Source organism: Pantoea sp. Ae19-2 (genome assembly GCF_059801205.1).
In genome coordinates this window covers 19,720-45,464 of the sequence record NZ_JBCHWE010000005.1, presented here as the reverse complement: position 1 = coordinate 45,464, position 25,745 = coordinate 19,720, and the positions used below count along the sequence as shown (strand labels likewise).

31 protein-coding genes are annotated in these 25,745 nt (G+C 56.9%); 9 read left to right on the top strand and 22 right to left on the bottom strand.

Annotation, left to right across the window (positions count from 1 at the left end):
* Window position 1: 1 nt before the first annotated feature.
* Genes AAIE03_RS23925 through AAIE03_RS23895 form a run of 7 tightly spaced genes read right to left on the bottom strand, consistent with a single transcriptional unit; the run spans window position 2 to window position 4,722 of the window.
* Complete coding sequence (locus tag AAIE03_RS23925) at window positions 2-1,114, bottom strand: DgaE family pyridoxal phosphate-dependent ammonia lyase (RefSeq protein WP_166877349.1); 1,113 nt, start codon at window positions 1,112-1,114, stop codon at window positions 2-4.
* The gene (locus tag AAIE03_RS23920) at window positions 1,098-2,231 is read right to left on the bottom strand and encodes an amidohydrolase/deacetylase family metallohydrolase (protein ID WP_039299706.1); all 1,134 of its coding nucleotides are present in this window, start codon (window positions 2,229-2,231) and stop codon (window positions 1,098-1,100) included. Before AAIE03_RS23920 ends, AAIE03_RS23925 begins: the two co-directional genes overlap by 17 nt.
* 55 nt (window positions 2,232-2,286) lie before the next feature.
* Window positions 2,287-2,928, bottom strand: coding sequence for a DUF4310 family protein (locus AAIE03_RS23915; protein ID WP_008453690.1), 642 nt, complete (start codon window positions 2,926-2,928; stop codon window positions 2,287-2,289).
* Between the two features lie 11 nt (window positions 2,929-2,939).
* Complete coding sequence (locus AAIE03_RS23910; protein ID WP_008453692.1) at window positions 2,940-3,716, bottom strand: DUF4311 domain-containing protein; 777 nt, start codon at window positions 3,714-3,716, stop codon at window positions 2,940-2,942.
* A gap of 24 nt (window positions 3,717-3,740) precedes the next feature.
* Complete coding sequence (locus tag AAIE03_RS23905) at window positions 3,741-4,037, bottom strand: DUF4312 family protein (protein WP_008453694.1); 297 nt, start codon at window positions 4,035-4,037, stop codon at window positions 3,741-3,743.
* A 2-nt stretch (window positions 4,038-4,039) separates the two neighbouring features.
* A complete protein-coding gene (locus tag AAIE03_RS23900; RefSeq protein WP_008453696.1) occupies window positions 4,040-4,402 on the bottom strand; it encodes an SFCGS family glycine-rich protein in 363 nt (120 codons plus the stop codon).
* Window positions 4,403-4,419: 17 nt separating this feature from the next.
* Window positions 4,420-4,722, bottom strand: coding sequence for a glycine dehydrogenase (locus AAIE03_RS23895; RefSeq protein WP_166877355.1), 303 nt, complete (start codon window positions 4,720-4,722; stop codon window positions 4,420-4,422).
* A 402-nt stretch (window positions 4,723-5,124) separates the two neighbouring features.
* Here AAIE03_RS23895 and AAIE03_RS23890 point away from each other — a divergent pair, with 402 nt between their 5' ends.
* The gene (locus AAIE03_RS23890) at window positions 5,125-6,063 is read left to right on the top strand and encodes a LysR family transcriptional regulator (RefSeq protein ID WP_498563281.1); all 939 of its coding nucleotides are present in this window, start codon (window positions 5,125-5,127) and stop codon (window positions 6,061-6,063) included.
* On the opposite strand, the gene mdcH is transcribed toward AAIE03_RS23890, so the two are convergent.
* The 8 genes from mdcH to mdcA all read right to left on the bottom strand — a co-directional run bounded on the left by mdcH (window position 6,047) and on the right by mdcA (window position 13,120).
* Window positions 6,047-6,955 carry a malonate decarboxylase subunit epsilon gene (gene mdcH / locus AAIE03_RS23885; protein ID WP_008453702.1) on the bottom strand — a complete coding sequence of 303 codons (909 nt, stop codon included), beginning with the start codon at window positions 6,953-6,955 and terminating at the stop codon, window positions 6,047-6,049. The genes AAIE03_RS23890 and mdcH overlap by 17 nt on opposite strands.
* Window positions 6,952-7,572 carry a malonate decarboxylase holo-ACP synthase gene (locus AAIE03_RS23880; protein WP_498563280.1) on the bottom strand — a complete coding sequence of 207 codons (621 nt, stop codon included), beginning with the start codon at window positions 7,570-7,572 and terminating at the stop codon, window positions 6,952-6,954. The genes mdcH and AAIE03_RS23880 overlap by 4 nt, the downstream gene beginning before the upstream one ends.
* A 3-nt stretch (window positions 7,573-7,575) precedes the next feature.
* Window positions 7,576-8,535, bottom strand: a complete 960-nt coding sequence (locus AAIE03_RS23875) for an AEC family transporter (RefSeq protein ID WP_166877368.1) — start codon at window positions 8,533-8,535, stop codon at window positions 7,576-7,578.
* A 127-nt stretch (window positions 8,536-8,662) separates the two neighbouring features.
* Window positions 8,663-9,463 carry a biotin-independent malonate decarboxylase subunit gamma gene (mdcE, locus tag AAIE03_RS23870; protein WP_498563279.1) on the bottom strand — a complete coding sequence of 267 codons (801 nt, stop codon included), beginning with the start codon at window positions 9,461-9,463 and terminating at the stop codon, window positions 8,663-8,665.
* Window positions 9,463-10,293 (bottom strand): biotin-independent malonate decarboxylase subunit beta, encoded by an 831-nt coding sequence (locus tag AAIE03_RS23865; RefSeq protein WP_336708777.1) that lies wholly within the window; start codon window positions 10,291-10,293, stop codon window positions 9,463-9,465. The genes mdcE and AAIE03_RS23865 overlap by 1 nt, the downstream gene beginning before the upstream one ends.
* Window positions 10,286-10,585: a malonate decarboxylase acyl carrier protein gene (gene mdcC / locus AAIE03_RS23860; protein ID WP_008453713.1), complete on the bottom strand. Its 300-nt coding sequence runs from the start codon at window positions 10,583-10,585 to the stop codon at window positions 10,286-10,288. The genes AAIE03_RS23865 and mdcC overlap by 8 nt, the downstream gene beginning before the upstream one ends.
* 10 nt (window positions 10,586-10,595) lie before the next feature.
* Window positions 10,596-11,465, bottom strand: coding sequence for a triphosphoribosyl-dephospho-CoA synthase (locus AAIE03_RS23855; protein WP_166993218.1), 870 nt, complete (start codon window positions 11,463-11,465; stop codon window positions 10,596-10,598).
* On the bottom strand, window positions 11,465-13,120 hold the full coding sequence (mdcA, locus tag AAIE03_RS23850) for a malonate decarboxylase subunit alpha (protein WP_498563278.1): 1,656 nt from the start codon (window positions 13,118-13,120) through the stop codon (window positions 11,465-11,467). The genes AAIE03_RS23855 and mdcA overlap by 1 nt, the downstream gene beginning before the upstream one ends.
* A gap of 385 nt (window positions 13,121-13,505) precedes the next feature.
* On the opposite strand from mdcA, the gene AAIE03_RS23845 reads away from it, so the two are divergent.
* Entirely contained in the window at window positions 13,506-14,138 is a 633-nt protein-coding gene (locus tag AAIE03_RS23845; protein ID WP_498563277.1) for a CatB-related O-acetyltransferase, read from the top strand.
* A gap of 37 nt (window positions 14,139-14,175) precedes the next feature.
* Here AAIE03_RS23845 and cybC read toward each other — a convergent pair whose 3' ends face one another.
* Window positions 14,176-14,562, bottom strand: a complete 387-nt coding sequence (gene cybC, locus AAIE03_RS23840) for a cytochrome b562 (RefSeq protein ID WP_008453720.1) — start codon at window positions 14,560-14,562, stop codon at window positions 14,176-14,178.
* Between the two features lie 58 nt (window positions 14,563-14,620).
* Window positions 14,621-15,973: a metalloprotease PmbA gene (pmbA, locus tag AAIE03_RS23835; RefSeq protein ID WP_039296438.1), complete on the bottom strand. Its 1,353-nt coding sequence runs from the start codon at window positions 15,971-15,973 to the stop codon at window positions 14,621-14,623.
* Between the two features lie 99 nt (window positions 15,974-16,072).
* On the opposite strand from pmbA, the gene yjgA reads away from it, so the two are divergent.
* Window positions 16,073-16,627 carry a ribosome biogenesis factor YjgA gene (gene yjgA, locus AAIE03_RS23830; protein ID WP_008453724.1) on the top strand — a complete coding sequence of 185 codons (555 nt, stop codon included), beginning with the start codon at window positions 16,073-16,075 and terminating at the stop codon, window positions 16,625-16,627.
* Window positions 16,628-16,684: 57 nt separating this feature from the next.
* Here yjgA and AAIE03_RS23825 read toward each other — a convergent pair whose 3' ends face one another.
* Both AAIE03_RS23825 and AAIE03_RS23820 read right to left on the bottom strand, forming a co-directional pair.
* Window positions 16,685-17,314 carry a LysE family translocator gene (locus tag AAIE03_RS23825; protein WP_008453726.1) on the bottom strand — a complete coding sequence of 210 codons (630 nt, stop codon included), beginning with the start codon at window positions 17,312-17,314 and terminating at the stop codon, window positions 16,685-16,687.
* A gap of 73 nt (window positions 17,315-17,387) precedes the next feature.
* On the bottom strand, window positions 17,388-17,918 hold the full coding sequence (locus tag AAIE03_RS23820; protein ID WP_498563276.1) for a GNAT family N-acetyltransferase: 531 nt from the start codon (window positions 17,916-17,918) through the stop codon (window positions 17,388-17,390).
* A 193-nt stretch (window positions 17,919-18,111) separates the two neighbouring features.
* Between AAIE03_RS23820 and AAIE03_RS23815 the strand changes: the two genes are divergently transcribed.
* Both AAIE03_RS23815 and AAIE03_RS23810 read left to right on the top strand, forming a co-directional pair.
* On the top strand, window positions 18,112-18,717 hold the full coding sequence (locus AAIE03_RS23815; protein ID WP_498563275.1) for a beta-eliminating lyase-related protein: 606 nt from the start codon (window positions 18,112-18,114) through the stop codon (window positions 18,715-18,717).
* The gene (locus tag AAIE03_RS23810) at window positions 18,635-19,141 is read left to right on the top strand and encodes a beta-eliminating lyase-related protein (RefSeq protein ID WP_498563274.1); all 507 of its coding nucleotides are present in this window, start codon (window positions 18,635-18,637) and stop codon (window positions 19,139-19,141) included. Before AAIE03_RS23815 ends, AAIE03_RS23810 begins: the two co-directional genes overlap by 83 nt.
* Window positions 19,142-19,197: 56 nt before the next feature.
* On the opposite strand, the gene epmA is transcribed toward AAIE03_RS23810, so the two are convergent.
* The 3 genes from epmA to AAIE03_RS23795 all read right to left on the bottom strand — a co-directional run bounded on the left by epmA (window position 19,198) and on the right by AAIE03_RS23795 (window position 22,086).
* Complete coding sequence (gene epmA / locus AAIE03_RS23805; protein WP_045781084.1) at window positions 19,198-20,175, bottom strand: elongation factor P--(R)-beta-lysine ligase; 978 nt, start codon at window positions 20,173-20,175, stop codon at window positions 19,198-19,200.
* Between the two features lie 104 nt (window positions 20,176-20,279).
* On the bottom strand, window positions 20,280-21,326 hold the full coding sequence (locus AAIE03_RS23800) for a bifunctional transcriptional activator/DNA repair enzyme AdaA (protein ID WP_498563273.1): 1,047 nt from the start codon (window positions 21,324-21,326) through the stop codon (window positions 20,280-20,282).
* Window positions 21,313-22,086, bottom strand: a complete 774-nt coding sequence (locus tag AAIE03_RS23795; protein WP_498563272.1) for an isocitrate lyase/PEP mutase family protein — start codon at window positions 22,084-22,086, stop codon at window positions 21,313-21,315. Before AAIE03_RS23795 ends, AAIE03_RS23800 begins: the two co-directional genes overlap by 14 nt.
* 332 nt (window positions 22,087-22,418) lie before the next feature.
* On the opposite strand from AAIE03_RS23795, the gene frdA reads away from it, so the two are divergent.
* The 4 genes from frdA to frdD are packed head-to-tail and all read left to right on the top strand — an operon-like array spanning window position 22,419 to window position 25,715.
* On the top strand, window positions 22,419-24,212 hold the full coding sequence (gene frdA / locus AAIE03_RS23790; RefSeq protein WP_273970217.1) for a fumarate reductase (quinol) flavoprotein subunit: 1,794 nt from the start codon (window positions 22,419-22,421) through the stop codon (window positions 24,210-24,212).
* The gene (locus AAIE03_RS23785; protein ID WP_008453741.1) at window positions 24,205-24,939 is read left to right on the top strand and encodes a succinate dehydrogenase/fumarate reductase iron-sulfur subunit; all 735 of its coding nucleotides are present in this window, start codon (window positions 24,205-24,207) and stop codon (window positions 24,937-24,939) included. The genes frdA and AAIE03_RS23785 overlap by 8 nt, the downstream gene beginning before the upstream one ends.
* Window positions 24,940-24,949: 10 nt before the next feature.
* The gene (gene frdC, locus AAIE03_RS23780) at window positions 24,950-25,345 is read left to right on the top strand and encodes a fumarate reductase subunit FrdC (RefSeq protein WP_008453742.1); all 396 of its coding nucleotides are present in this window, start codon (window positions 24,950-24,952) and stop codon (window positions 25,343-25,345) included.
* A gap of 10 nt (window positions 25,346-25,355) precedes the next feature.
* Window positions 25,356-25,715, top strand: coding sequence for a fumarate reductase subunit FrdD (gene frdD / locus AAIE03_RS23775; RefSeq protein WP_008453743.1), 360 nt, complete (start codon window positions 25,356-25,358; stop codon window positions 25,713-25,715).
* Window positions 25,716-25,745 lie beyond the last annotated feature (30 nt).

Sequence of the window (25,745 nt, the reverse complement as noted above, 5' to 3'; positions counted from 1 at the left end):
CTTATTTCTCCTTGCTTACCAGCGCTTTGATGCAGCGGTAAATAATCTCCAGCTGTGCCGCGCTTACGCTGCGCACATCCGCTTCAATAATGCCTTCGTTGGCCTTGTAGCCACGGAAGTAGATGGCGTATTCGCCCTGCTTCAGCTTACCGACCAGCTCTCCGGTGCTGATGCCAACGGTCGCTTCATCGAACTTGATTTCGCTGCGGGCGATATCGCGGCCAGCGGCGTCCCACACCACGCGCGCGGTAACGCCATTCAGCGTGTTCAGGCTGTCGATAAACGGCGTCATTTTGGCGACCATTTCGGCCCCACTCTCTTTGGCTGCGCTCAGGTAATGTTCAATCGCGCAGGTCAGACCGAGAATGCCTTCTTTGCCAACTTTCATCGCACGTCCGATACCGCCAGTTTGCAGCTTAACCCACTCGACGTACTGCTCTTTGCCGATCACCAGCCCGCTGGTTGGGCCTTCAATAGCTTTCGCCCCGCTGTAAATCACCAGGTCTGCCCCGGCGCGGTAGTAGCACTGCAAATCTTCTTCCGCCGCAGCGTCAACAATCAGCGGCAGATTGTGCTTACGCGCCACGACAACGGCCTGCTCAACGCTGAGCATGCTTTTTTGCACCGAATGGTGGGATTTGATGTACAGAATGGCCGCCGTGCGCGGAGAAATAGCTGCGGCCAACTGGTCCGCCGAACATTCGTTGGCGTAGCCCGCTTCAACGATTTTGCCGCCGCCCAGGTTCACCATCGTGCCGACCGGCGCGCCGAAGTTAACGTTGTGGCCCTTCGGCAGCACGATCTCGTTGTTCTCCAGTGGGGCCGCATGTAGGTTCTCGATCAGCCATTGATTGTCTTTAACCAGCACCGCAGCTACGGACTGGGCAATACCGGCAGAAGCGCAGGACACCACGGTCGCCGCTTCAACATCGAGCAGTCCGGCAATGTAGGCGCCGGTCTTGTTGACCAGATCCTTCATTTCGAAGTAGTGATTCATGCCGGTGGTGACCGCATCCACCACTTCCGGGCGAGGCGTAGACACACCAAGAGCGGTCATGCGGCCAGATGCGTTAATCACCTGTTTTAAATTGTATTTTTCATAGATCGAAGACATGTTCAGCTTTCCCTTGTTCGGTAGTAAACCATTTCCCGGCGCGCACTGCGGCCAGCGCCACCAGCGCCTGGTCACCCGTCAGCGTTTGCTGCTCTGCGTCGGTAAATACCGTTGGCTGGCGGCGCAGTTCAAAGACGGTCAGATCGCCATCCAGCCCCACGGCCAGGCGGCCTTTATTTTTCAGACGTAATCCATCCGCAGCGTGCGCGGTTACACAGTCGATCACCTGAGGCAATGACAGGCCAATGGAGAGGAATTTCGACATCACTGCGCCGAGTGAATGCACCGGGCCGCTGATGCGGTTGCGGCAGTAGATGTCCGAGCTGATGCTGTGCGGCAGAATGCCCTGCTGGATAGCGACACGCGCCACGTCAAAACTAAAGCTGGCGGTGCCGTGCCCGACATCCAGGCGCACCCCACGTTGGATAGCCTGCGCCACGGAGGCTCGCAGTTGCCCGGCCGGATTGAGAATGCGGTTCGGCTTGCCGTTGTAGCAGTGGGTGATGATATCGCCGCTGGTCAGCAGCTCAGCCACTTCATCGAGATCCGGCGGGTTATTGCCGATATGCACCATCAGCGGCAAATCACCGTTTTCTTTCTGGATAGCCTTGGCGCGCACCAGCGGCGTAATGCCGTTGTCACCTACCACGCTGCTGCTCATGCGCGCTTTTAAGCCCACGATAAAGTCCGGGTGGCGCTTCACCGCGCCGCGCACGGCGTCAGCGTCAATATTCGCCATATTGGACAGTTCGTTTTGGGCAATCAGGCCCACGCGGGAGATGTTCAGCAGCGCATAAACTTCGGTCGCTGCGCTGCGGGTGATTTGATAGAAATCGTCGACGTCATCGGCCCCGGTGCTTCCGGCATCAACGACGGTTGTCACGCCGGTATGAATCCCTACGCTGTCAGGTTCGTCATGGTAAATAGGGGACTTGGGGTAACAGTGAACGTGGGAGTCAATCCAGCCGGCGCTGACGTAGTATTCGCCGTTCAGCTGGCGCTCTTCAGTTGCCTCGCCGGTTATTTTGCCTAAGGCGGCAATTTTGCCGTCCTTCAGGGCGATATCGATTACGGTATCGTCCACCAGCCGCGCCTGGCGCAGGATCAGGTCAAACATATCTTTCTCCTTAACTGGCGGGCGAGCCACAGCCCGTCCGCCCTGGAAATACTGCTTACAACGCTACCGGGAAAATGGAACCTAAAATCATTGCGCCCAGGATCGCCCCGCCGGTAATCGGTTTGCCCCAGAGGTAAAACAGCAGAGAGCCGATCAACGAGCCGATGCCGATGGGAATCGAAGCCGTCATGGCGCTGAGGATAATCAACGGCCCAAGGAAGCGGCCGGAGGCGTTACCCGCGCCCATCATGACGTCCGCCCCGTAGGTCGAGTCGCTCTGATTGATGGTGAACTTACGTGCCAGGATGATGATGTAGCCAATGGCGAGACCAATCACCAGGCCAGTCACCAGCGATGCGGCAAAGTTTGCCACCGGGAAGACAAAGCCCGCGCCCAGCAGCAGCGCCGGAACGCCGAGGCCTACGCCGGTTTGAATCGCCCCACCGATATCCAGGATCCCGACCAGAGAGCCTTCGATGATGCGGGCAAACAGGAAGCTGGCGCCAAACGCCGCCACCGCGCCGTAAACGCCGGTATCAATCCCGGACTTCAGCATCGCCACGAAGGCGACTTCGTTAAACGCGCCGATGCCGTACAGGTAGTACATGTGTGTCCCGGCAAACACGCCGGAGGAGAGCAGGCCGACAAAGATCGGGAATGACCAGTCCGCGTACCAAAAGCCTTTATTCTGTTCCATGCGTTATCCCCTTATTTGCCGCTCAGCGAGTTATGCAGCAGATCCAGCCAGTTCGGCACGGTCATGTGGAAAGACTCAATCATCTTCATGTCGAACCCGCGGAAGAAGGCGCTCAGCACAAACAGGGCCACGATAGCCGTCATCATCACTTTGGTGACACGGTGCCAGCCGCTTTCTTCAACGCCTTTACCGATCAGGATACCCAGCACCAGTCCCGGCACGGCGTTGCCCATGATCAGCTGCGCTGCGCCGCCGAAAATGGTTGCCCAGAAGCCGGATTTTTTGCCCGCGTCGATAGCCGCCAGCCAGAAAATGACCGGCATCACGGTGTTCACCAGCAGGTTAGCCGCAGGGACCAGCACTTTGACTGCCGTGACCTGAAGTGCCGCCGGCACCGCAGAGGCCGTAGAGTTCAGGAACGCCACCACGATCATGCCGATGATGCCGCAGGCGATAGCCATTTTTTTCGGGTCGTGGAGGGTTTCCGCCACGTTACGGTTCTTCACCATCAGAGCAGCCGCGCCCCAGTTAGGGATGATGCGGTGGTCAACGTCCTGGGTGAATGCCCCCGCCGCGACGGAAGATGCCCAGGCGTTAAAGAAGAAGCCAAGCCCAAAGGAGAAGTGAGAAGCCGGGTCCCCTTCACAGGAGTTCAGCTCGCCGAGTGTACGAAATGCGCCCATGCCCTGGGAGGTCGGCGCATGGAACATACGCGCGGCCCCGGCACCAACGCCCACACCGACGAGGCCGCCGATAATGAGTGATTTGAATAATATGATTAAGAACATGAGTCTGCCCTTGTTAGTGTTATTTTATTGTGCGACGAAATCCACCTCATCGAGGTTAAGAGCCGTCACGTTGACGGAAACATCCAGCTCCACGCTGTAGCTCCGCCTTTCCCGGCGCAGGAAGAAGAACAGAAAAGCTTCTTTGCGCACCCTGACCTGCGCCTGAACAACCTGCACGTCCTGTGGCTCAATGCGCAGAAGAATGTGGTTGGTGGATTTAAGCACCGTGCCCTGAACGTGATTCAGGGCGTCGGAAAAGGCTTTGGCTTTGGTATCGCCGCGCCCGCTAACTCGCACCGTGGTAGCGAATTTTTCTTTCATACTTAACTGCCGTACTTCTTGTTCCACGCCTGTACCAGGCGCTCACCCAGCTCTTCTTTGTCCATAAAGCCAAAGCCAAGCACGTTGTTGCCTTCGTTAATCGCCGTCACGCCTTCATCAACGGAGCGCATGCCGTACTTAGCTTTGTAGCCGTGTTTGGTTTGTGCGGTGATAGCACCTGCGCCGCCGCTGCCGCAGAAGGAGATACCAAAGGTGGCATTCTCCGCTTTCATCACGTCGCCCAGCTTCATGTCGGCGGCGACGCCTGGAATAACCACGGCGCGACCGCCCGCTTTTTCGATCCCTGCTGCAACTTTCTGGCCTTTGCCCAGACGGTCACCAATGACTACGGTAATTTGTTCCATTGTTTTCTCCTGATTATTCAAAGATTGTCTTTCGCCACTTCGAAATGCACTGACAGCAACCACGCTTCTTCTACCGGCAGATTTCCGAACTGATCGACCACCGCCTGCGCCATTTCCATCGACTCCGCAGAGATCTCCTCGAACAAGCTCTCTTCCACTTCTGGTAACGGCTCTCCGGTCAGAGAGCGATGAATCATCGCCTTCACGTGAGAGGCCAGCATTTGTTCCTGTACCCCGTTAGGCGTGATGTGCTTACTTTTGAACAGCGCGTCAATAAAACCCTGAATACGCGCCGTTAACTCCTCGGCTTCATTAACCATTACCGCTCCGTTATTCACCTTGGGTACCTCGTTAACTAATCTGTTTTTTAAGCTACCTGGCGGGGGGAAAGGTTTGTAGCGAGTTGTTTTCCACTTCGAAGTGGAAATCGCGGCGGCAATAGTGATCTGTTCCACATAAAGAGCCGGAATAGCGCTTTTCCGCTGGCTTACCGTGAATTGGCTCACATAACCGAGTGATAAAAGGCCGTTTTTCCAGCGGCGCTTTTTGTTTGAAAGTGTGATGAAAGGACCGTTTTAGCGCCATCATTGGCGTTGCTTATGATGGATACGTTCGTGGCGCAACGGTAAATCCTGCTGCTTATTGCGGCTCATCAGTGCCGTCTGGTCTCGTTTGCTATACCTTAATGGCATAATTTTTCCGACTGGGGTTATCGCCGGGTAATGAAAATCGACGCTGAAATCACTTTCCGCAAGCTTGAGATATTCATGGAGTTTATGGAGAAAGGGAACATTGCGCGCACCGCCGAAGCGCTGGGTATTAGCGGGGTTAGCGTGCACCGCGCGTTGCATACCCTGGAGGAAGGTGTGCGCTGCCCGCTGTTTATTCATAAAGGGCGCAACCTGGTACCGCTCGAATCGGCATTTACCCTGCTGGAGCACAGCAAAGAAGTGGTTGCGCTGATGGCGCGCGGCATCGATGAAACCCGCCAGACGGCAGGCGTAGGCCAGGGGCGACTGCGTATCGGCACCCTCTATTCCCTGACGCTCGAAACCGTTCCGAAACTTATCATGGGCATGAAGCTCAGGCGGCCGGAGCTGGAAATGGATCTCACCATGGGCTCAAACCAGGTGCTGCTAAATATGCTGGAAGACGGCGTACTGGACGCTATTTTGATTTCCATTTCTGAAGGTGAAGTGGATCGCTTGAGGCTGGAAGTCCTGCCCATGTTTAGAGACGATATTTTCCTGGCAGCACCGGCCAGCTTCCCGCTGGACACCTCACACCCGGCAGATCTGCGTGAGTTCCACGCGGAGAAATTCGTTTCTCTGGCGGAAGGCTTTGCCACCTATGCGGGATTTCAGGAAGCCTTTAACGTCGCCGGTTTCGAGCCGGAAATCGTTACTCGGGTAAACGACATTTTCTCAATGGTCAGCCTGGTACAGGCGGGTGTAGGGCTAACCTTGATGCCCGGAAGAATGAAGAAGGTGTATGAAAATTCAGTGCAGCTGCTGAGGCTGGCCGAGCAATATCAGATGAAACAAACCATCGCTATCGTCTTTGCCCGCAACCGTGAACATGACCCGAACCTACTGGCGCTGGCCGCCGAGGGGCGAATGTACGCCCGCACGTTCATCGATACGCCTAACGCGCCGCCCTAGTTTTTTCCACAAGGTGGACAATGGCCGCCACGCTGTTTTGTTCGCGACAAACGGTGATCCCCTCACGAAACGCCTGCCGCGTCAGACCTGAAAGCACGCTACCCGGCGGCATTTCAATCGCCAGCCGCACGTCTCGCTCGTTGGCAGCAATCATCGCCTCTCGCCACCGCACCGTGCGGGCCATATTCAGCGCCAGATCTTCCGCAATTAGCTCTGGTAGCCAAAGTACCCGGCCCGTGCTGCCGCTGAGATAAGCGCAGTTGGGACGACTTAGCGCCACATCAGCAAATGCTTGTTTTAACTTCTGCGCAGGCGCATTCAGCAAGGCACAGTGAGAGGGCACGCTAACCGCCAGCTGCCGGGCTTTTTGAGCCCCCTGCTCAAGCGCCCTACCCGCAACCTTCGCCATAGCCTCCTCGCTACCGGCGATGACGATTTGCTGTTCAGCATTAATATTCGCGATGTAAGTGCCGCTGCCCGCCACCAGGAGTTCCACCTGTTCCAGACGCAGCCCGACGATAGCCGTTAAGCCGTAGCCTTCAGGATAAGCCTGCTCCATCAGATCGCCGCGAAGCGCCACCAGCCGCAGCGCATCTGAAAAGGGAATAACGCCGGCGACTACGGCTGCCGGAAACGCGCCGATAGACAGTCCGCTGACCATGTCTGGTTTTACGCCGCTACGCTCAAGCTCCTGCGCCCAGGCGACACCTGCGATTAGCAGGCAAAGCTGTACGGCACGAGTATGCCTCAGCGCAGCAGCACTATCTAACTGGCCTGCTTCGTCCCCTAAGACCGCCCTGACCTGCGTCAGGATGGCGTCGCGCTCGGGTAGATCCTGTAGCATGCCCACACGCTGGGTTCCCTGCCCGGGAAAAGTAAAAAGTATTTTCATCCGTTTTTCTCCGGCAACCAGGGGTCGATCACAAGCAGCGGCCCCTGATTCGTTTTCAGCAACACGCGTTTTTCTCTTAGCCATTCCGCCAGCGCAAAAGCGCCGTAAGGCGTTTCGATTTGCGTATCAACCCTGCACAGCAGTCGCCCGGTCAGGCTCTGCCACTCTGTCAGCGCCTCTTTTGATATCGGCTGTGGGCTGCGAATCAGCACATCCAGATCGCTCTCGGCATGCATCACCGGCATTTCTGTTGCCAGCGCGTAACCTACGCTCCCGGTAATACCCCAGCACCATGCCCACGGGCGGCTCGCCAGCTGAATAGCGCCCTGCACCGGCGGCATGGAAACAAACGGGGAATTGAGCAGCAGCTCACGGCTGGATAACGCTTCAGGGCTAACAACGCGTTTAACGCTCGCCGTACTTACCCAGCCCGCCGCTCGCTGGTCGCGTCGCATCCCCCGCACGCCTACCGGCACACGTCCGTCACGTTCGACATCACGCCGTACCACTACCGGCAGCGCAGGACGCCACTGGCTGGCTATCCACTCCTCGCGAACCCTCTCCAGTGCTTCGCGGTCGGTGAGCCAAAGGAGATCGTGGGGGCGCAATGTCGGCATAGGTTAAATTCCTGAAGTCAGCGTAATAAACAGCGGTAGCGACAGGATAGAGAGTACCGAGCTCAGCAACAACACGGCTTCCGCATCCGGCGATTGCACACCAAACCGGTTGCCAAAAACTACGCCAAAGAAGCCGGCGGCCAGGGCAATCATCAGAATGGAGGTAATGGCCACCGGGCCAGTCAGGCCGAGCGCCAGCACGATGCCCCAGGCGATAAACGGCTGGATAAGCAGTTTGGTAACGGTCGCGGTGATAACCATAGTGTTGATCTGCAGCTTACGCGCAGACAGGATCACGCCGGTCAGGAACAATGCGGCTGCGGTAGCGGCCAGGCCCAGCGGTTTAATAGAAGCCAGCAGCAAGTCAGGCATCCGGACACCGACAGCCGACAGTACAACCCCCAGCAACGGTCCCCACACGATAGGTTTTTTCACCGAACGCCACATCAGTACAGGCAACATTGTCAGCGTTGAGCCAGTGTTTTCCCCTGCCGCACGTGCTTTTTCACGTTCAAGAATCAGCAGGCAGAACGGCGTCATCAGGACGGAGCCGCAGGCAATCGACACCGCGACGGAAAGCGAAGTCGAGGAGCCTTCCCCGAGCACGCTGCCTAAAATCGGCAGGCCAAGCGCGGCATAGTTAGGCAGCGCCACGGTAAGCGTCAACACGGCGGCATCCTGCGGCGACTTTTTAAATACGCTGGTCGCCAGGAAGTAAATCGCCGCATAGGTAATCCACATCGAAAGCACCAGTACCACGATTAGCGGTGACTGCTGAACAATGCCAAGCCACGGCGTTTGTACTGTCGCGCTAAACAGCGCGGCGGGTAGAGCAAAGTCCATGACAAAAATATTAAGCAGCGAGACATTTTTGTTATCGACCATTTTCGCTTTGCCGGCGAAAAATCCCAGCAGCATGATGACAAAAATAGGGGCCAGAGCATGAACGATCACGTAAGTCATAACTTCACCTTGAGTCAATAAAGAGAGTTAGCACGGTCGCGATATTTATTATTTTTTTCGGACGTCTTTTTATTCAGACACGGCGCGCCGTGTCTGGTTATAGCATCCGGCAGGTCTGTCTTTTTTCTTACCAGCTGGCGCGCATGCGTTCACGAACCAGCGCCGAACTGTGGCGATTTTTCGCCAACAGACGACATTTCAGCGAAGTATCGCTCCGAGCCTCTTTCACTGCCGAACTCAGGGCAGCCTGTACTTTTGTCACATCGTCACTCTTCGGCTCATCCGGATTATGGATATCCAGCAGCATCGAGAGCAGACCCAGGGTTTCGTAATTGCTGATGTCATAGGCCATTGGAGGAATGGTCGCGGCCAGTTTTTCCAGCGCCTCGACGGTGCGTAAGGTGATCCGCGCGGCGGACTCTTTCCCCATCGCGTGAATCATTACTCCCTGGTCGTTAAAAGCGATCAGTCGGTTAGCCTGGTAGCCGTGAGCGAGAAATGCCCCGGACATCGCCTTGCCGACAATCAGGCCCACAACAGGGTGCCCGGCCAGACGAGCGTTGGCGTAAGCGCCTGCGGCACCTGCCAGCGCCTGGTGAATACCGAATGCCTCTTCGCGGCGACCATAGGCCTGACTAGGGACATCAATAACGGCGATGATGGCTCGCTTTTCAGCCTTGTCGGCATCTTCAGCGATGGTTTCGCTGACCACTTTTGCCAGCGTCCAGCCTTCTAACAGCCCGACTTCGCCGCCAGCAGCCCGGGGGTAGTGGTTATTGGCATCGGGCACCACAGCGATAAAGCGTGCAGGTGTCCCGTCAACGTTACCGTCGGCGACCTGTACGGAGGCGCACAGCCCCGCCATACGTGGTGCATCCGGGACCAGAGTGTCCAGCCAAACGGCGGCACGATTCAGTTTCTGGCTCATTAGCGTTTCTCCCCAAAAAGCTGTTTGATTTGTTCGGCATCAGCCTGTTGACTGGTGTCGAAATGGGTCAGGCGATCCAGATACCACGCGTAGTTATCGGTGCGATGCAGTGCCGGAACGCCTTTGGCGATGGCTTTGTTGACCGCCTGCTTGACTGCGTGAACGCCGTCCCCAACCAGCGCGTCCACCAGCCCGCTCTGGTAGCGAACTTCGCCACCGGTCATGCTCCAGATAAACGGCCGATCCCGGGAATCATATTCCTCAATGCCCGCTTCTTGCTCGATAACCTGAGGACCATTGAGGCCCAGGCGCGCTTCGCGAGTTACAATCAGATAGCTGCAAAGTGCAGCGGCAATCGACATCCCCCCAAAGCAACCCACGGTTCCAGCGACAACGCCAATCACCGGGGTATAGCGACGCAGATCGACAATCGCCGCGTGAATATCGGCAATCGCCGCCAGGCCGAGGTTAGCCTCCTGCAGGCGCACGCCGCCGGTTTCCAGGCAAAGCACCGCCTGCGTCGGAATACCGTTGCGGTTGTCTTCCGCCGCCAGCTCAAGCGCGGCGGCCATTTTCGCCCCGGAGACTTCACCCATACTGCCGCCCTGGAATGCGCCTTCGATGGCAATCACCACAGCCGGACCACCGTTGATCGTACCTTTGGCCACGACCATACCGTCGTCGGACTGAGGCACAATGCCCTGAGGCCCCAGCCATGGCGAAATAATGCCCTCAAAAGGATCGAGCAGTTCGCGGTAGCTGCCTTCATCAAGCAGCAGACGGGCACGCTCGCGTGCTCTTAATTCAATAAAACTGCTGTCGTCACGCATGAGCCACCTCCTCAAAAACCTGTTCAATGCGGATACGCGCCACGCCCGGCGTCGCGCCAAAATCATGAATGTGCATTTGCCCGGCAGGCAGTTGACTCAGCGCGGCCAGGCGCTCGAAAAGCGCTTTCCAGCGTTTTTCGCTGTTATCGACGGAGGTGGTAATGTCGATGGTCAGAATCTGCCCCTGTGCGGCAGTAAACAGGACTTCCATATCGCCGGAGCCCACCACGCCAGCCAGAGCTTTGCCTGTGGCCGTGCGGGTTGCCGGAAATGACAACGTAATGTGTTCCATAACGCCCTCGTTAATTAAGTGAGTGAAGCGGAGTGGCATCGTTATCGATGCGGTCCAGCAGGAGCGTGGCGGCGAGCAAATCAGCCGCGCCGCCCGGAGAGGCATTCAGCGCCAGCATATTGCGGTCGAGCAAATCCAGTGCATCACGGCCTTCTTTGCGCGAAATCCCCCCGTTCATCAGCACGCTGCGGGCACCGTTCTGCATTGTTTCCAGGCCAGGTAAACCGGCACGAGAAAGTACACAGGTATCTGAAAGTGAAGTCATAATCGCCATCAAAGCGTCAATCCTGGCCTCGCCTTCCGTTGCCCCGGACTGGCGGCTACGGCGAAGCTGGGGCAGCGCAAGGCGCATCACGTGAGGGAAACCCTGCTGGGCCTCTTCTCGTGCACCCGGCACGCGATAGCGTCTTGTGGCTCTTAACCCTTTGCTGAAGCTTTTTGGCGCGGCTTCATCAGGAAGTGCTGCAAGTCGCGCTGCCGTAGCGGCGATCTCCACGCTGCTGCCATTCATACCGTGCATAGCGGCGGCGGAAATCAGCAGGCCGAGCGCCCAGATGGCTCCCCGGTGGGTATTCACTCCCCCGGTCGCCGCCATCATCTGTTGCTCACCTTCGCGACCCAGGCGCCCTATCAGCTGGCGCAGCGCGATGTCTGCCGGACGTTCCCAGCTTTGTAATGCCAGAGCATGAAATGTCGGGGTCAGGCTGAGGGCCGATCGCTCCATCAGCGCCAGGCTGAGGTCGTGATGGGCGCCATTCCCCCGGCTGTCCACCAGACCGGGTTTCGGGCTCAGGCGGGCTTCTTCGATCAGGCTTTGGGTCGCAGCCCTTGCCAGCCAGCCCGCTTCGGCCTCGACGCCTTTCTGTGGATGTAATTTCATTACCAGCTCCGGAATTTCGCTGGCGGGTTGTAAAGACCGCCGGACCATTCGACGAGATCGGCCACGCTGCTTGCCGCCAGGAGAGAACGGGTCGCCTCGCTGCGGCGGATCCCCATATCTTCCGGGTAAGCCACTTTGCCGCTCTGGCGAAGTGCGGCGACACGTTTAGCGTCCACGCCCAGGCCGATGTCGGTGATGCCGGCGACCGCCGCTACCATCGCACGGCGTTCTTCCAGACTCTCCGCACGGTAGAGATACGCAATGCCTTCCTCGGTGAGCACGTGGGTGACGTCGTCGCCATAAATCATTACCGGGGCCAGCGGCATCCCGGAGGTTTTGGCCACCTCTACAGCATCCAGGGTTTCCACAAAGGTGGGCTTCACGCCCGCCTGGAAGGTTTCGACCATCTGCACCACCAGCTTTTTACCGCGCTGCATCGGATCGGGCTCGGTGATCATATTCAGCCAAGCCGGCGTGGCGTGGCGACGACCGTGCGGATCGTGCCCCATATTTGGCGCGCCGCCGAAGCCCGATAAGCGGCCACGCGTCACGGTTGAAGAGTTAGCCAGGCCATCAACCTGCAGGGTGGAACCAATAAACATATCCACAGCGTATTGCCCGGCCAGTTGGCACATCGCTCGGTTGGAGCGCATAGAGCCGTCGGCACCGGTAAAGAAGATATCCGGGCGGGCGCGAATGTACTCTTCCATGCCCAGCTCGCCGCCGAAGCAGTGCACGCTCTCGACCCAGCCGCTTTCAATCGCCGGGATCAGCGTCGGGTGCGGGTTCAGGGTCCAGTGTTTGCAGATTTTACCTTTCAGACCAAGCTGTTCGCCGTAAGTCGGCAGCAGCAGCTCAATGGCGGCGGTGTTAAAGCCGATCCCATGGTTCAGCGACTGAACCTGGTGTTCGGCGTAAATGCCTTTGATGGCCATCATCGCCATCAGGATGTGTTCCTGCTTGATCAGGCGCGGGTCACGGGTAAACAGCGGTTCGATAAAGAAGGGTTTGTCGGCAACCACCACGTAGTCAATCCAGGATCCGGGAATGTCCACGCGCGGCAAATCGCAGTCATCGTCCACCAGTTCATTAACCTGGGCGATAACAATCCCGTCATGGAAGGTGGCAGCTTCAACCAATGCAGGCGTATCTTCAGTGCTCGGCCCGGTGTACAGGTTTCCTTTGCGGTCGGCTTTATAACCGGCGATGAGCGCGACGTTAGGCGCAAGATCGACGTACAAGCGCGCATAAAGCTCGATGTAGGTGTGAATCGAGCCAATTTCTAACAGCCCGTCTTCAAGCAGTTGAGAAATACGCAGGCTTTGGGTGCCGGAGAAAGAGAAGTCAAGCTTGCGGGCGATACCTTTTTCAAAAATATCAAGGTGTTCACTGCGGCCGACGCTCGGCATGATCATATGCAGATCGTGTACTTTTTGCGGGCTGACTTCTGCCAGCATGCGGGAGAGAAAATCGGCCTGTTTTTGGTTATTTCCTTCCAGCACTACCCGGTCGCCCGGTGCAATCAGCTTTTCCATCACTTCGACGAGGTCCCCGGTCGGGATCACCTTGCCCTGTACGTTACTGGACGCCATACGTCGCTGCTTCTCGGTGCGACGCGTGTTCCAGACGCGGGCAGGCGTTTGGCTAGCACTCATTATTAACCTCCTGATTCAGCTCATCATTTTGATTGGCTTTAGTCTGGTTAAAAGTGTGCGCCACGCGGGGTTGGCTATCAATTAAGCTCAGGCGTTAATCATTAGCCTTAGAGTAATAATGGATTTATCGTTTTGTGATCGGCGTAGAAGGCGAAGATGGCCAGGGTGCGCTACGCGGATGAAGGAGGAAAAAGGTGTACTTCGCTGCCCCCGATGTTAAGGTTGGCGAGTCTTAAATACAGGTTTTAACGTCATGCTGATCGTCGCCGTACTCAACAATCCTCTGCTAAAACAGCCGCGCATCGCTTAGCGCGCTCACACATTCCCGTCTGCAATTTGAAACGGAACCTTGTTCCGTGGGCACACTTTTGTTGTGAGAAAAAACATGTCAAAGACTGAAAAGCACTGGTCTCAGGTCGAGCACCTGCACGAAACGGTGACCAACCCCAATATTCATATTAAAGGCCAGCACAGTTATTACAGCGACTGCTGGGATAGCGGTTTTGAGCGAAGCGTGGTGCGCTACCTGCAGGGTGACGCGGTTAGCCGGGAGTGGGAGCCCATTGGCGAGCTTGACCAGCTGTGGATAGGGGATTACGTCTGTATCGCCGCCGAGGCGGTGATCCTGATGGGCGGCAACCACACGCACCGAGGCAATTGGTTCTCTCTTTACCCCTTTATCGAAACCATCAAAGACGCCTACCGCGCCAAAGGCGACACGACGCTCGGAGACGGATGCTGGATAGGCATGAGGGCAATCATCATGCCCGGCGTAACCATCGGTGAAGGCGCAATTATTGCCGCTGGCAGCGTGGTGACGAAAGACGTCGCGCCTTACAGCGTCGTCGGCGGTAACCCGGCCAAACCAATCGCCCTGCGTTTCGAACCCGAGGTGATTGAGCGGCTGCTGAAGCTGCACATTTACCAGCTAAGCGACGAGCACTTTCAGGCTATTCGGCCCCTGTTGAGCAATAACGATATTGCTGCGCTGGAGCAGGCGGTGGGAGCACTGCGGTAAAGAAAGCGGGCGGGAATATCCCGCCCGTTGTTAAATCTTAGCGAAACTTCTTGTGGTAGGTATCGCGAGTGGTTTTGAAGTCTGCGGCAGCAGCCTGAGCTTCTGTCACTTTGCCTTCGTTGGCCAGCTTCAGCGCACCGTCAATCTGGCCCACGAGAATATCAAACCCGTGGCGGTACTCTTTCATGTTGGCGCTGTCGGCAGCCTCATTTTCCAGCTTAGGCGGGGTGCCTTTCTGCGCATCCAGAGCCGCTTCACGCATATTACCCAGTGAGGTTTTCAGCTCGGCGGCATCTTTGGTGCTCAGCACAGTCTTGTAGTTTTTTGCGATAATGTCCATGTCGTCACCGACATCTTTGGCAAACGCAGCGCCGGACAGTAACACGGATGATACGGCTAACATTGCAATCAGTTGCTTACGCATTTACTCACCTTATCTTTTTTATATGAGAAACGGGCGCGGCAGGACGCGCCACATTGCTTTACTGACCGGCTATCTTCATCTCCGGAAGTAAGACTGAACCACACTGAATGTTGCTACGTGTTTCTATATCGTTGCCAATAGTAACTATCTCGCGCCACATGTCTTTCAGGTTGCCGGCGATGGTGATTTCGCTCACCGGATACTGGATCTCGCCATTTTCAACCCAGAAGCCCGCCGCACCGCGAGAATAGTCGCCGGTAATGCCGCTCACGCCCTGCCCCATCAGCTCGGTCACCACCAGTCCGGTGCCCATCTGTTTCAGCATTTCCTCAAAGCCCAGGCCCTGGCCAGCAATGCGCCAGTTGTGGATCCCGCCCGCGTGGCCGGTGCTTTTCAGCCCCAGCTTACGTGCGGAATAGTTGGTCAGCAGCCACTGCTGTAGCACACCGTCCTTGATGATATCGCGGCGTTCGGTACGCACGCCTTCGCTGTCAAACGGCGTGGAAGCCAGGCCTTTCAGCAGGTGCGGATGCTCTTCAATGGTCAGCCAGTCCGGCAGAATTTGCTTGCCGAGGGAATCCAGCAGGAAAGTTGATTTGCGGTACACCGCGCCGCCCGCGATCGCGCCGACCAGGTGACCAAACAGCCCGGTCGCCACTTCATTAGCGAAAATCACCGGGGCTTTCATGGTGGAGAGTTTACGCGGAGACAGGCGAGACAGCGTGCGGCGCGCGCAGTCGGCCCCGACCCATTCAGGTGATTTCAGGTCTTCCATCGCGCGACCGATGGTGTAGGCATAATCCCGCTCCATATCACCGTTTTCTTCGGCAATGACGCAGCTCGAAAGAGAATGGCGGGTGGAGCAGTAGCTCTGCAGCATACCGTGGCTGTTGCCGAAAACTTTGATGCCGTAATGGCTGTTAAAGCTGCCGCCTTCGGTATTGGTAATGCGTTTGTCCACGTTCAGGGACGCGTTTTCCGCTCGCGCGGCAAGCTCAATGGCGCGCTCCGGGTCAATTTCCGTTGGGTGGAAGAGATCCAGATCGGGGGCATCAAAGGCCAGCAATTCTTTATCCGCCACGCCAGCATAAGGGTCCGGTGAGGTATAGCGAGCGATGTCCAGCGCGGCCTGTACGGTACGGGCAATGGCGTCCGGGCTCAGATCCGTGGACGAAGCGCTGCCTTTGCGGTTTTGGTGATAAACGGTGATGCCCAACGCACCATCGCTGTTGAATTCGACGTTCTCCACCTCACCGTAGCGGGTGCTGACGCTGATACCGGTGGTTTTACTGACCGCCACTTCCGCGCCGTCTGACTTGCCCTTTGCCAGCTCCAGCGCCTGTGAAACCGCCTGCTCCAGAACCTGACGTTGTTGTGCTACTTGCGTGTTTACTTTCATCGCTACTGCCATAATGTAAGGTGAGTCGTTCAAGTCTAACAGGATCAGAACAATTTCGCAGTGCAGGCCCATTGCTGGTAATATCCGCGTCAACTTTTTAAGGAGCCTAATATGACCAAGCAGCCCGAAGACTGGCTCGACGACGTGCCCGATGATGAAAATGAAGACGAAGATGATGAAATTATCTGGGTCAGTAAAAGTGAGATTAAGCGCGACGCCGAAGAGCTAAAACGCCTGGGCGTTGAGCTGATGGAACTGGGCAAAAATGCCCTGGAAAAAATCCCGCTCGACGATGATTTACGTGCCGCCATTGAGCTGGCGCAGCGCATCAAGAAAGAAGGCCGCCGCCGCCAGGTGCAGCTGATCGGCAAGATGATGCGTTCCCGCGACATGGATCCAATCCGTCAGGCGCTCGACAAGCTGAAGAACCGCCACAACCAGCAGGTTTCGCTGTTCCACAAGCTGGAAGCCCTGCGCGACCGCTTGGTTGAAGAAGGCGATGACGCGATGAGCGAAGTCCTGAGACTTTATCCGCAGGCGGACCGCCAGCAGCTGCGCGTGTTGATCCGTAACGCGCAAAAAGAAAAAGCGGCCAATAAGCCGCCTAAGTCATACCGTCAGATCTTCTCTTACCTTCGCGAACTCGCCGAAGAGCAGGAAAGCTAAGACGTTAGCGCTGGCCTGTTTTCCCCCCGGCCAGCGCTCAATTTCCTCTGACCTTTCTCAGGTCAAATTACTGCGTCGATACAGCGCCACGCCCACCGCCAGCACGGCGAGCATACCCGCACAGCTGCGGTTCACCCAGCGCATCACGTTGGCGGAGAATTTACGCATCGCGTGGCGGCCACCCCAGGCGTAAATCGTCATCATGATGCAGTCAATAATCGCGCTGACCAGCGCCAGAATCATGTACTGCATCGCCACCGGCTCCTGCGGGCGGATGAACTGCGGTAAAAATGCCGAGAAGAACAGCAGCCCTTTGGGGTTGGATAAGCCGACCATCAGCGATCGCAGAAACGCCGTTTTGCCCGTGGCCACTGCCGCCGAAGCGCTCACGCTTAGCGCCTTAGCAGGTGCGCGCCACAGCACGTAAGCCAGATAGACCAGGTAAAGCGCGCCGCCCCATTTCACCACTGCAAACAGCTGTTCAGAAGCCTGCAACAACGCGCCCAGGCCGCAGCCCACCGCGCCAATAAGCAGCAGGTCCGCCAGCACCGCACCGAGGAAGCCGTAGCCCGCAATGCGCATTCCGTAGGTGGCTCCGTTATTAAGCGCTAAAAGCATCGACGGGCCTGGCGTCACCATAACCGCGCTAACGGCGATGACGTAAAGAAACAGCGTGGTGATATCCATCTATTAAGTCCTGGTAAAAAATAGATTAGCGCCCAGCGGCGACTGCCTGCCGGGTACTTTAAAAACGTTTAGATTAAAGCGGGCGTTCCATCACGATGTGGCAGAGATCGTCAAAAAAGCGGCCATACTGAGCGTCACCGATGGGCTGCGGATAACTCAGCACAATCAGCTGATGATCGGGGGTATCCGCATGGTAAGTCGGATGGTGATGCACATAGTCGTTTTCGCAGAAGCCGAGGCTTTGGTAAAAACGCAGCCGCTTATGAGCGATCTCAGTGGTGAGCGGATCGATTTCGAGGATAGTTTGCGGGTAAAGCCGCAAAAACTGGCTCAGCATTCGCTTGCCGTAGCCCTGCGCACGCAGCTGGCCGTTCACGGCGAGGTGCTCAATATAGGCATAATCGCCAAAATCCCACGCGCCGATCATGCCGACAAACTGCTCGCCGTCGAACCAGGCCTGCAGGCTGTAATTCGGGTGAGAAAGCGCGCTAATTTTTGCGGCGGGCTGGCGTTTCTCATGGCGCGGAAAGGCGCTTTCATACAGCTCGTCCACGCATTCAAAATACGGGGAGCTGCGGTCGGTAATTCGTTTTATCGTTAGCATGAGCGCAGTTTACCAAATGTATACACTTTACGATCGCCATTTCGGGTAGCTTATTCACATTGCGCTAATGCCCTACGTTCCCCTTTGACTTAACCCGTCCAGATAGAGGTTCTCTGCTTTGATGCCAGATATCGATGCCCAACGACGCGCTCTTAAGCTTGCCTGTAAAACCGAGCTGAGAGGATTTAAAGAAATGACACCTGCGGAGCAATTCCAGGAGATGGCCGACTGGGCCAGGGAAAATGAAGTCGCCCATGACAGCTACGGCGTGGGGGATTTTATCGCGGGTTTTGAGACCAAAATCGCTCAGCTACTGGGTAAACCAGCGGCAATATTTATTCCTACCGGAGTGATGGCGCAGCTGATAGCGGTCATTATCTGGAGCGAACGTAACCGCCTGCCTCGCTTTGGCGCGCACGCGACATCGCACCTGCTGATTCATGAACAGCAAACTTTTCAGGCCCTGGTGAAGATGCATGGCGTCGTCGTAGGTCATAAACTACGGCCTATCCTTGCCAGTGATTTTACCGCCATAGCGGAGCCTTTAAGCTGCCTTGTGGTTGAACTTCCCGCGCGTGAGATTGGCGGACAACTCCCGGAGTGGGACGAGCTGGAAGCCCTGAAAGCCGCAGCCGCAGAAGCTGGCACGCCGCTGCATATGGACGGGGCTCGCCTCTGGGAGAGCCGGGCGTATTACCAGCGCACCTGGGCTGAAATTGCTGAGGGGTTTTTCTTCAGTCTATGTTTCCGTCTACAAGGGCCTCGGGGGTATTTCAGGTTCGTTACTCGCTGGCGATGAAGACTTTATCCGCCAGGCTCGCGTCTGGCTCAGACGATTAGGCGGTAACGTGGTGACGCAAAATCCCGCGGTGGTTTCCACGGCAATGCGCTTAGAAAAACGGCTGGCCATCCTTGAGAGCTGCTATCAGCGCACCCTCAGTCTCGCCGCCAGCCTGGAGGCCGTGCCGGGCATTCGTATCCTGCCCCGCAGACCTCAGGTCAACATGCTGCATGTTTATTTCGATGCGGATAAAGAAACATTACTCAGCGCCAGGGATGAAATAGCCAGGCAGGAGGGATACTGGCTGTTCAATGCGCTGGAAGAGGCCGAAGTACCGGGCTGGTGTAAAACGGAATGGTATGTAGGTGACAACATGCTGCCGATAGGCAACGAGACCGTTTTAAACTTGTTCCACCAACTGATGGCTAAAGCGAGCCGCTAACCGTTCGCCAGCAGATAAAAAAATGGCCCCGCATAGGGGCCAGTTTTCTTCGGGCGTTAAGCGCGGTCCACCGTAAAGGCTAAGACCTCGGCAAGGCTTTCCGCCCCCAGCGCCAGCATAATCAGGCGGTCAACGCCCAGCGCTACGCCGGAGCTGTCCGGCATGCCCGCTTCCAGCGCCGCCAGCAGGTTCATGTCCACCGGCTGCTGCGGCAGGCCAAGCGCCGCGCGTTTGCGGTTATCCTGCTCGAAACGCTGCTGCTGTTCGCGGGCATCTGTCAGCTCATGGAAGCCATTCGCCAGCTCGATACCTTTGAAGTAAACCTCAAAGCGCTCCGCCACGCGGTGATCTTCGGTGCTGATCTGCGCCAGAGAGGCCTGGCTTGCCGGGAAGTGATACACGAAGGTCGGCTTGTCTTTACCAATCTGTGGCTCGACGCCCATCGCGAACAACAGCTGCAACAGCGTGTCCCGGTCTTCTTCTTTGTCGGCAATGTTGCTCAGGTCGAGCTTCGCCGCCGCTTCACGCAGCTGCGCTTTGTCTGCAGACAGTGGGTCGATATCCAGATGGCGCTGGAAGGCCTGCTGGTAAGACAAACTTTCTGCGGCGCCGCATTCCAACACCTGCTGCAGGAGATCGTCCACCTCATTCATCAGGCGGTACATGTCGTAATGCGGGCGATACCACTCCAGCATGGTGAATTCCGGGTTGTGGTGGCGCCCCATCTCTTCATTACGGAAACTGCGACACAGCTGGAACACCGGGCCACAGCCAGCCGCCAGCAGGCGTTTCATGTGGTATTCCGGGCTGGTCATCAGGTACAAATTCATGCCCTGAGAGTGACCTGGGCCGACGAAACGGGTTTCAAACGGCACCAGATGAATATCGGTTACCGTCGCCTGGCTCATGCAGGGTGTTTCCACCTCCAGAACGCCTCGGTCGGCGAAGAAGCGCCGAATCTCCGCCATAATGGCGGCGCGTTTTAACAAATTGGGGATGGATGCGCTCGGCTGCCAGGTGGCCGTTTCGCTCATGAGAAAGTCTCCGTATTTATGCAAGGCCGAGAAGTCTACCCGCATCACAGAAAGGAGACAAATTTTGTGCAGAGAATTTTGTTCTGAGCGTTTTATGGCCCGCGTTACGCAAACTTTTTCTCGTGCTCAAGCAGCCATTTTTTTCGTGCAATGCCGCCACCGTATCCCGTCATAGTCCCGTTTTTACCGATGATTCTGTGGCACGGAATGACGATGGCAACCCGGTTCGCGCCGTTGGCTCCGGCCACCGCACGCACGGCATCTGGATTCTCCATTTTTATCGCCAGCGCCTGATAGTGGGACGTTTCGCCATAAGGCACGGTCCCAAGCTGCTGCCAGACTTTTTGCTGAAACGCGCTGCCCGGCGTCTGCAGTGCAAGGGTGAACTGCTGCCTTTTTCCAGCAAAGTATTCCCCGATCTCTTTTTCCGCCTGCCGCGTATGATCATTTTCCCCGGCGATGATACGGGCATTGAGCCGCGACTGCAGATCGTCAAATTCCCGCTCCAGCGCACGTCGGTCAACAAATTCCAGCAGGCAGACGCCCATCTCGGTGGCGCACACAAACATCGGCCCGATGGGCGTGGTAAAACGGTGAATAACGATGATATCTGCCGCCCGACTGGGGACATCGCCAGTGAGCTTTTTGCAGGTATAGCCAAACCCACTCAGCGAGTCGTAGCCGCTGCTAAACGCCGCATCCGTCGCACTTTTCCCACGCCTGAGCTCCTGCAACGCCACATTCACACGCAGCATTCTCTGCCAGGCCTGAAAAGTCATCCCGTGGTGTTGCACAAACCAGCGCCGGAGACGTTCAGGGCTGATGTTGTGCTCACGCAGCTCACCATCGCTGACCCGGTTCTCACTGCTCGTCCTGAAAAGGGCAATGGCCTGCTCGACTATGGGCGGCGCAGAGAAGGCATTTTCAGTGGGGCGGCAGATCTTGCAGGGACGAAAGCCCGCGTGAAGCGCGGATTTGAAGTCGTCATAAAACTCAACGTTGCCCCGCTTAGGCTTACGGGCGCGGCAGTTGGAAATGCAGAACACGCCGGTGGTTTTCACGCCCACGAAAAAAACGCCGACATGCTCGGAAGAGCGCGCCACCAGCGCCTCGTACCAGGTATTGCACTGCTCGATATCAAGGATTTTCATCGGCAAAGATCTCGTCAAATGCGCCCCGTTGGCGGAGGCTAAACAACAGATGCTGTAACTTACGGTTCAGCGCGGCGTGCACGAAATTCCCCATTGAAATACGTTTCACCCCCAGCGCCGCCAGTTGATCAAAATCGGGCAGACCCGGCATGCACATCACATTCAGCGGCAGATCAACTGCGCCGGCAATCGCCTGAATATCTTCAGGTGAGATCACGCAGGGCACAAAGAAGCCGTCAGCCCCCGCCTGTTGATACAGCCTGCCGCGGGCGATCGTTTGATTCAGCGCATCCAACTCACCAAGCAAGAAGCCATCGGTTCTGGCATTGATAAAGAGCGGCGTTTTCGCGGCATCCAGCCCTGCTTTGATCGCGTTCAGGCGGACAGCGAAGTGTGTTGCATCCAGTAAACGACGCGTTCCCTGTTCAACTTTGCTGTCTTCAAGGTTAATGCCGACAACGCCCAGCTGTGCCAGCTGAATGGCCTGGCTCACAACCATTTCGGTCTCAGCCCCATATCCGGCTTCCATATCGACGGAAAGCGGCAAGCTGACGCGCTCACGTATGCGGGCCACCAGGGCAAGAAGTACAGAAAATGGCAGCGCTTCGCCATCCTTGTAGCCCAACATATCGGCGATTGCCGCGCTTGAGGTGCCCAGCGCCTGATAACCCGCGTCCTGTGCCGCCTGAGCGCTGCTGACATCCCAAACGTTAGCCAGCAGCAATGGCGTGCTCTGATAATGCATCTGACTGAAGCTCATTTTTATCCCCTGCTTTTATAGAATGGAAAAGATTCTGAGCTCCAGCTGGGGCGGCAACAACCGAAAAACAGACGACTATTTTTCGCCGCTTTTTGTTCGCATTACACCATTTAAACATTCATTTTTGTGACGCAATTCATTAAGAGCGGTAATTAATCGCCCTGTAGAACAGCAAAAAAATCGAACAAATCAAATTTCCCTAAAATCCCTCCGGTTATACTTTCCCTACCTAAAAAGGAGCAGGGATACACCTTTCACAGCCACCGCCTTTCAGGCAGTGAATACCCTTTGGTCGTATAGCTTTGCGAATTACTAAAATCTGGAGGAATGTCGTGCAAACCTTTCAAGCCGATCTCGCCATTATAGGCGCCGGCGGAGCAGGCCTACGAGCAGCCATTGCGGCGGCCCAGGCTAATCCACAGGCAAAAATCGCTCTGATTTCCAAAGTCTACCCGATGCGCAGCCACACGGTTGCTGCCGAAGGGGGTTCCGCAGCCGTCGCGCAGGATCACGACAGCTTCGACTACCATTTTCACGACACCGTTGCCGGAGGCGACTGGCTGTGTGAGCAGGATGTGGTTGACTACTTCGTTCACCATTGCCCTACCGAAATGACCCAGCTTGAGCAGTGGGGCTGCCCGTGGAGCCGCCGCCCGGACGGCAGCGTCAACGTCAGGCGCTTCGGCGGGATGAAGATCGAACGGACCTGGTTCGCCGCCGACAAAACCGGCTTCCATATGCTCCACACACTCTTCCAGACCTCCCTTCAGTTCCCGCAAATTCAACGCTTCGACGAGCATTTCGTGCTCGATATTCTGGTCGATGACGGCCAGGCGCGCGGCGTCGTCGCTATGAATATGATGGAAGGCGAGCTGGTGCAGATCCGTGCCAATGCGGTGGTGATGGCCACCGGCGGTGCAGGGCGAGTCTATCGCTACAATACCAACGGCGGCATCGTCACCGGGGACGGCATGGGCATGGCGCTGAGCCACGGCGTGCCGCTGCGCGACATGGAGTTTGTGCAATACCATCCAACCGGGCTGCCGGGTTCCGGCATCCTGATGACCGAAGGCTGCCGCGGTGAAGGCGGCATTCTGGTGAACAAAAACGGCTATCGCTACCTGCAGGATTACGGCATGGGGCCGGAAACCCCGCTCGGCGAGCCGAAGAACAAATACATGGAACTCGGCCCGCGCGACAAAGTCTCTCAGGCCTTCTGGCACGAATGGCGCAAAGGCAACACGATCTCCACCCCACGCGGCGACGTGGTGTACCTCGACCTGCGCCACCTCGGCGAGAAAAAACTGCTCGAGCGCCTGCCGTTCATCTGCGAACTGGCCAAAGCCTACGTGGGCGTTGACCCGGTCAAAGAGCCGATCCCGGTTCGCCCAACGGCGCACTACACCATGGGCGGCATCGAGACCGATACCCAATGCGAAACCCGCATCAAAGGGCTGTTCGCAGTGGGCGAATGCTCCTCCGTTGGCCTGCACGGTGCCAACCGGCTGGGCTCTAACTCGCTGGCAGAACTGGTGGTCTTTGGCCGCCTGGCGGGCGAGCAGGCAATGGAGCGCGCCGCACAAGCGCAACCGGCTAACGATGCCGCGCTGAACGCCCAGGCCGCCGATGTTGAAGGCCGCCTGAAGCAGCTAGTCAACCAGGAAGGCAACGAAAACTGGTCAAAAATCCGCGACGAAATGGGGCTTTCTATGGAGGAAGGCTGCGGGATTTACCGTACCCCGGAATTGATGCAGAAAACCGTCGACAAGCTGGCAGAGCTGCAGGAGCGCTTCAAGCGCGTGCGCATCACCGATACCTCCAGCGTCTTCAATACCGACCTGCTGTACACCATTGAACTGGGCCACGGCCTGAACGTTGCCGAATGTATGGCGCACTCCGCCCTTGCACGTAAAGAATCCCGCGGCGCCCACCAGCGTCTGGATGAAGGCTGCACCGAACGCGATGACGTCAACTTCCTGAAGCACACTCTGGCCTTCCGCGACGCCGACGGCACAACTCGCCTCGACTACAGCGATGTGAAGATCACCACGCTGCCGCCAGCAAAACGCGTATACGGCGCTGAAGCGGAAGATGCTGAGAAGAAAAAGGAGAAGGCAAATGGCTGAGATGCAAACCCTGAAGATTGAGATTGTGCGCTACAACCCGGAAACGGACAGCCAGCCGCATAGCGCAATCTACGAGGTGCCGTTTGACGAGCAAACCTCGCTGCTGGACGGGCTGGGTTATATCAAAGATAACCTCGCACCGGACCTCAGCTACCGCTGGTCATGCCGCATGGCGATTTGCGGCTCCTGCGGCATGATGGTCAACAAAGTGCCGAAGCTGGCCTGTAAAACGTTCCTGCGCGAATACACCAACGGCATCAAGGTCGAAGCGCTGGCAAACTTCCCGATTGAGCGCGATTTGGTGGTCGACATGACCCACTTTATCGAAAGCCTGGAGTCGATTAAGCCTTATATCATCGGCAACCCGCGCACGCCGGATCAGGGGCCAAACACGCAGACGCCCGCGCAGATGGCGAAATACCATCAGTTCTCCGGCTGCATCAACTGTGGGCTGTGCTATGCCGCCTGCCCGCAGTTTGGCCTGAACCCTGAGTTTATCGGCCCGGCGGCGATTACCCTCGCCCATCGTTACAACCTGGACAGCCGTGACCACGGCAAGAAACAGCGTATGCCGCAGCTCAACGGGCAAAACGGCGTGTGGAGCTGCACCTTTGTTGGCTACTGCTCCGAAGTTTGTCCAAAACACGTCGATCCGGCCGCGGCCATCCAGCAGGGCAAAGTCGAAAGTTCGAAAGACTTTTTGATTGCCACCCTGAAACCACGCTAAGGAGTGCACCATGACCACGAAACGTAAGCCTTATGTCCGTCCCATGGCGCCAACCTGGTGGCGGCAGCTGGGCTTCTACCGTTTTTATATGCTGCGTGAAGGCACCTCGGTTCCGACAGTCTGGTTCAGCATCGTGCTGATTTATGGTCTTTTCTCGCTGAAACACGGCGTAGAAGGCTGGGCGGGCTTTGTCGGTTTCCTGCAAAACCCGGTGGTTGTCATCCTCAATCTCATTACGCTTGCCGCCGCCGTGCTGCACACCAAAACCTGGTTTGAGCTGGCGCCAAAGGCCGCTAACGTCATCGTTAAGGGCGAGAAAATGGGGCCGGAGCCGGTCATCAAGGGATTGTGGGTTGTCACTGCACTGGTGACTGTCGTTGTGCTGCTTGTAGCACTGTTCTGGTAAGGAGGCTGAGGTGATTAACCAAAATCCAAAACGTTCCGACGAGCCGGTATTCTGGGGCCTGTTTGGCGCAGGTGGCATGTGGGGGGCGATTTTCGCGCCGGTTATCGTGCTGCTGGTTGGTATTATGCTGCCGCTCGGCCTGTTCCCCGGCGATGCGCTGAGCTTTGACCGCGTGTATGCCTTCGCCCACAGCTGGATTGGCCGCCTGTTCCTGCTGCTGATGATTGTGCTGCCGCTGTGGTGTGGCCTGCACCGTATCCACCATGCGATGCATGACCTGAAGATCCACGTGCCGGCCGGAAAATGGGTGTTCTACGGTCTGGCCGCTATTCTGACGGTGGTGACCATTATTGGCCTACTGACGCTCTAAGTACTCAGCACACACCAAGGCTCGCCATCG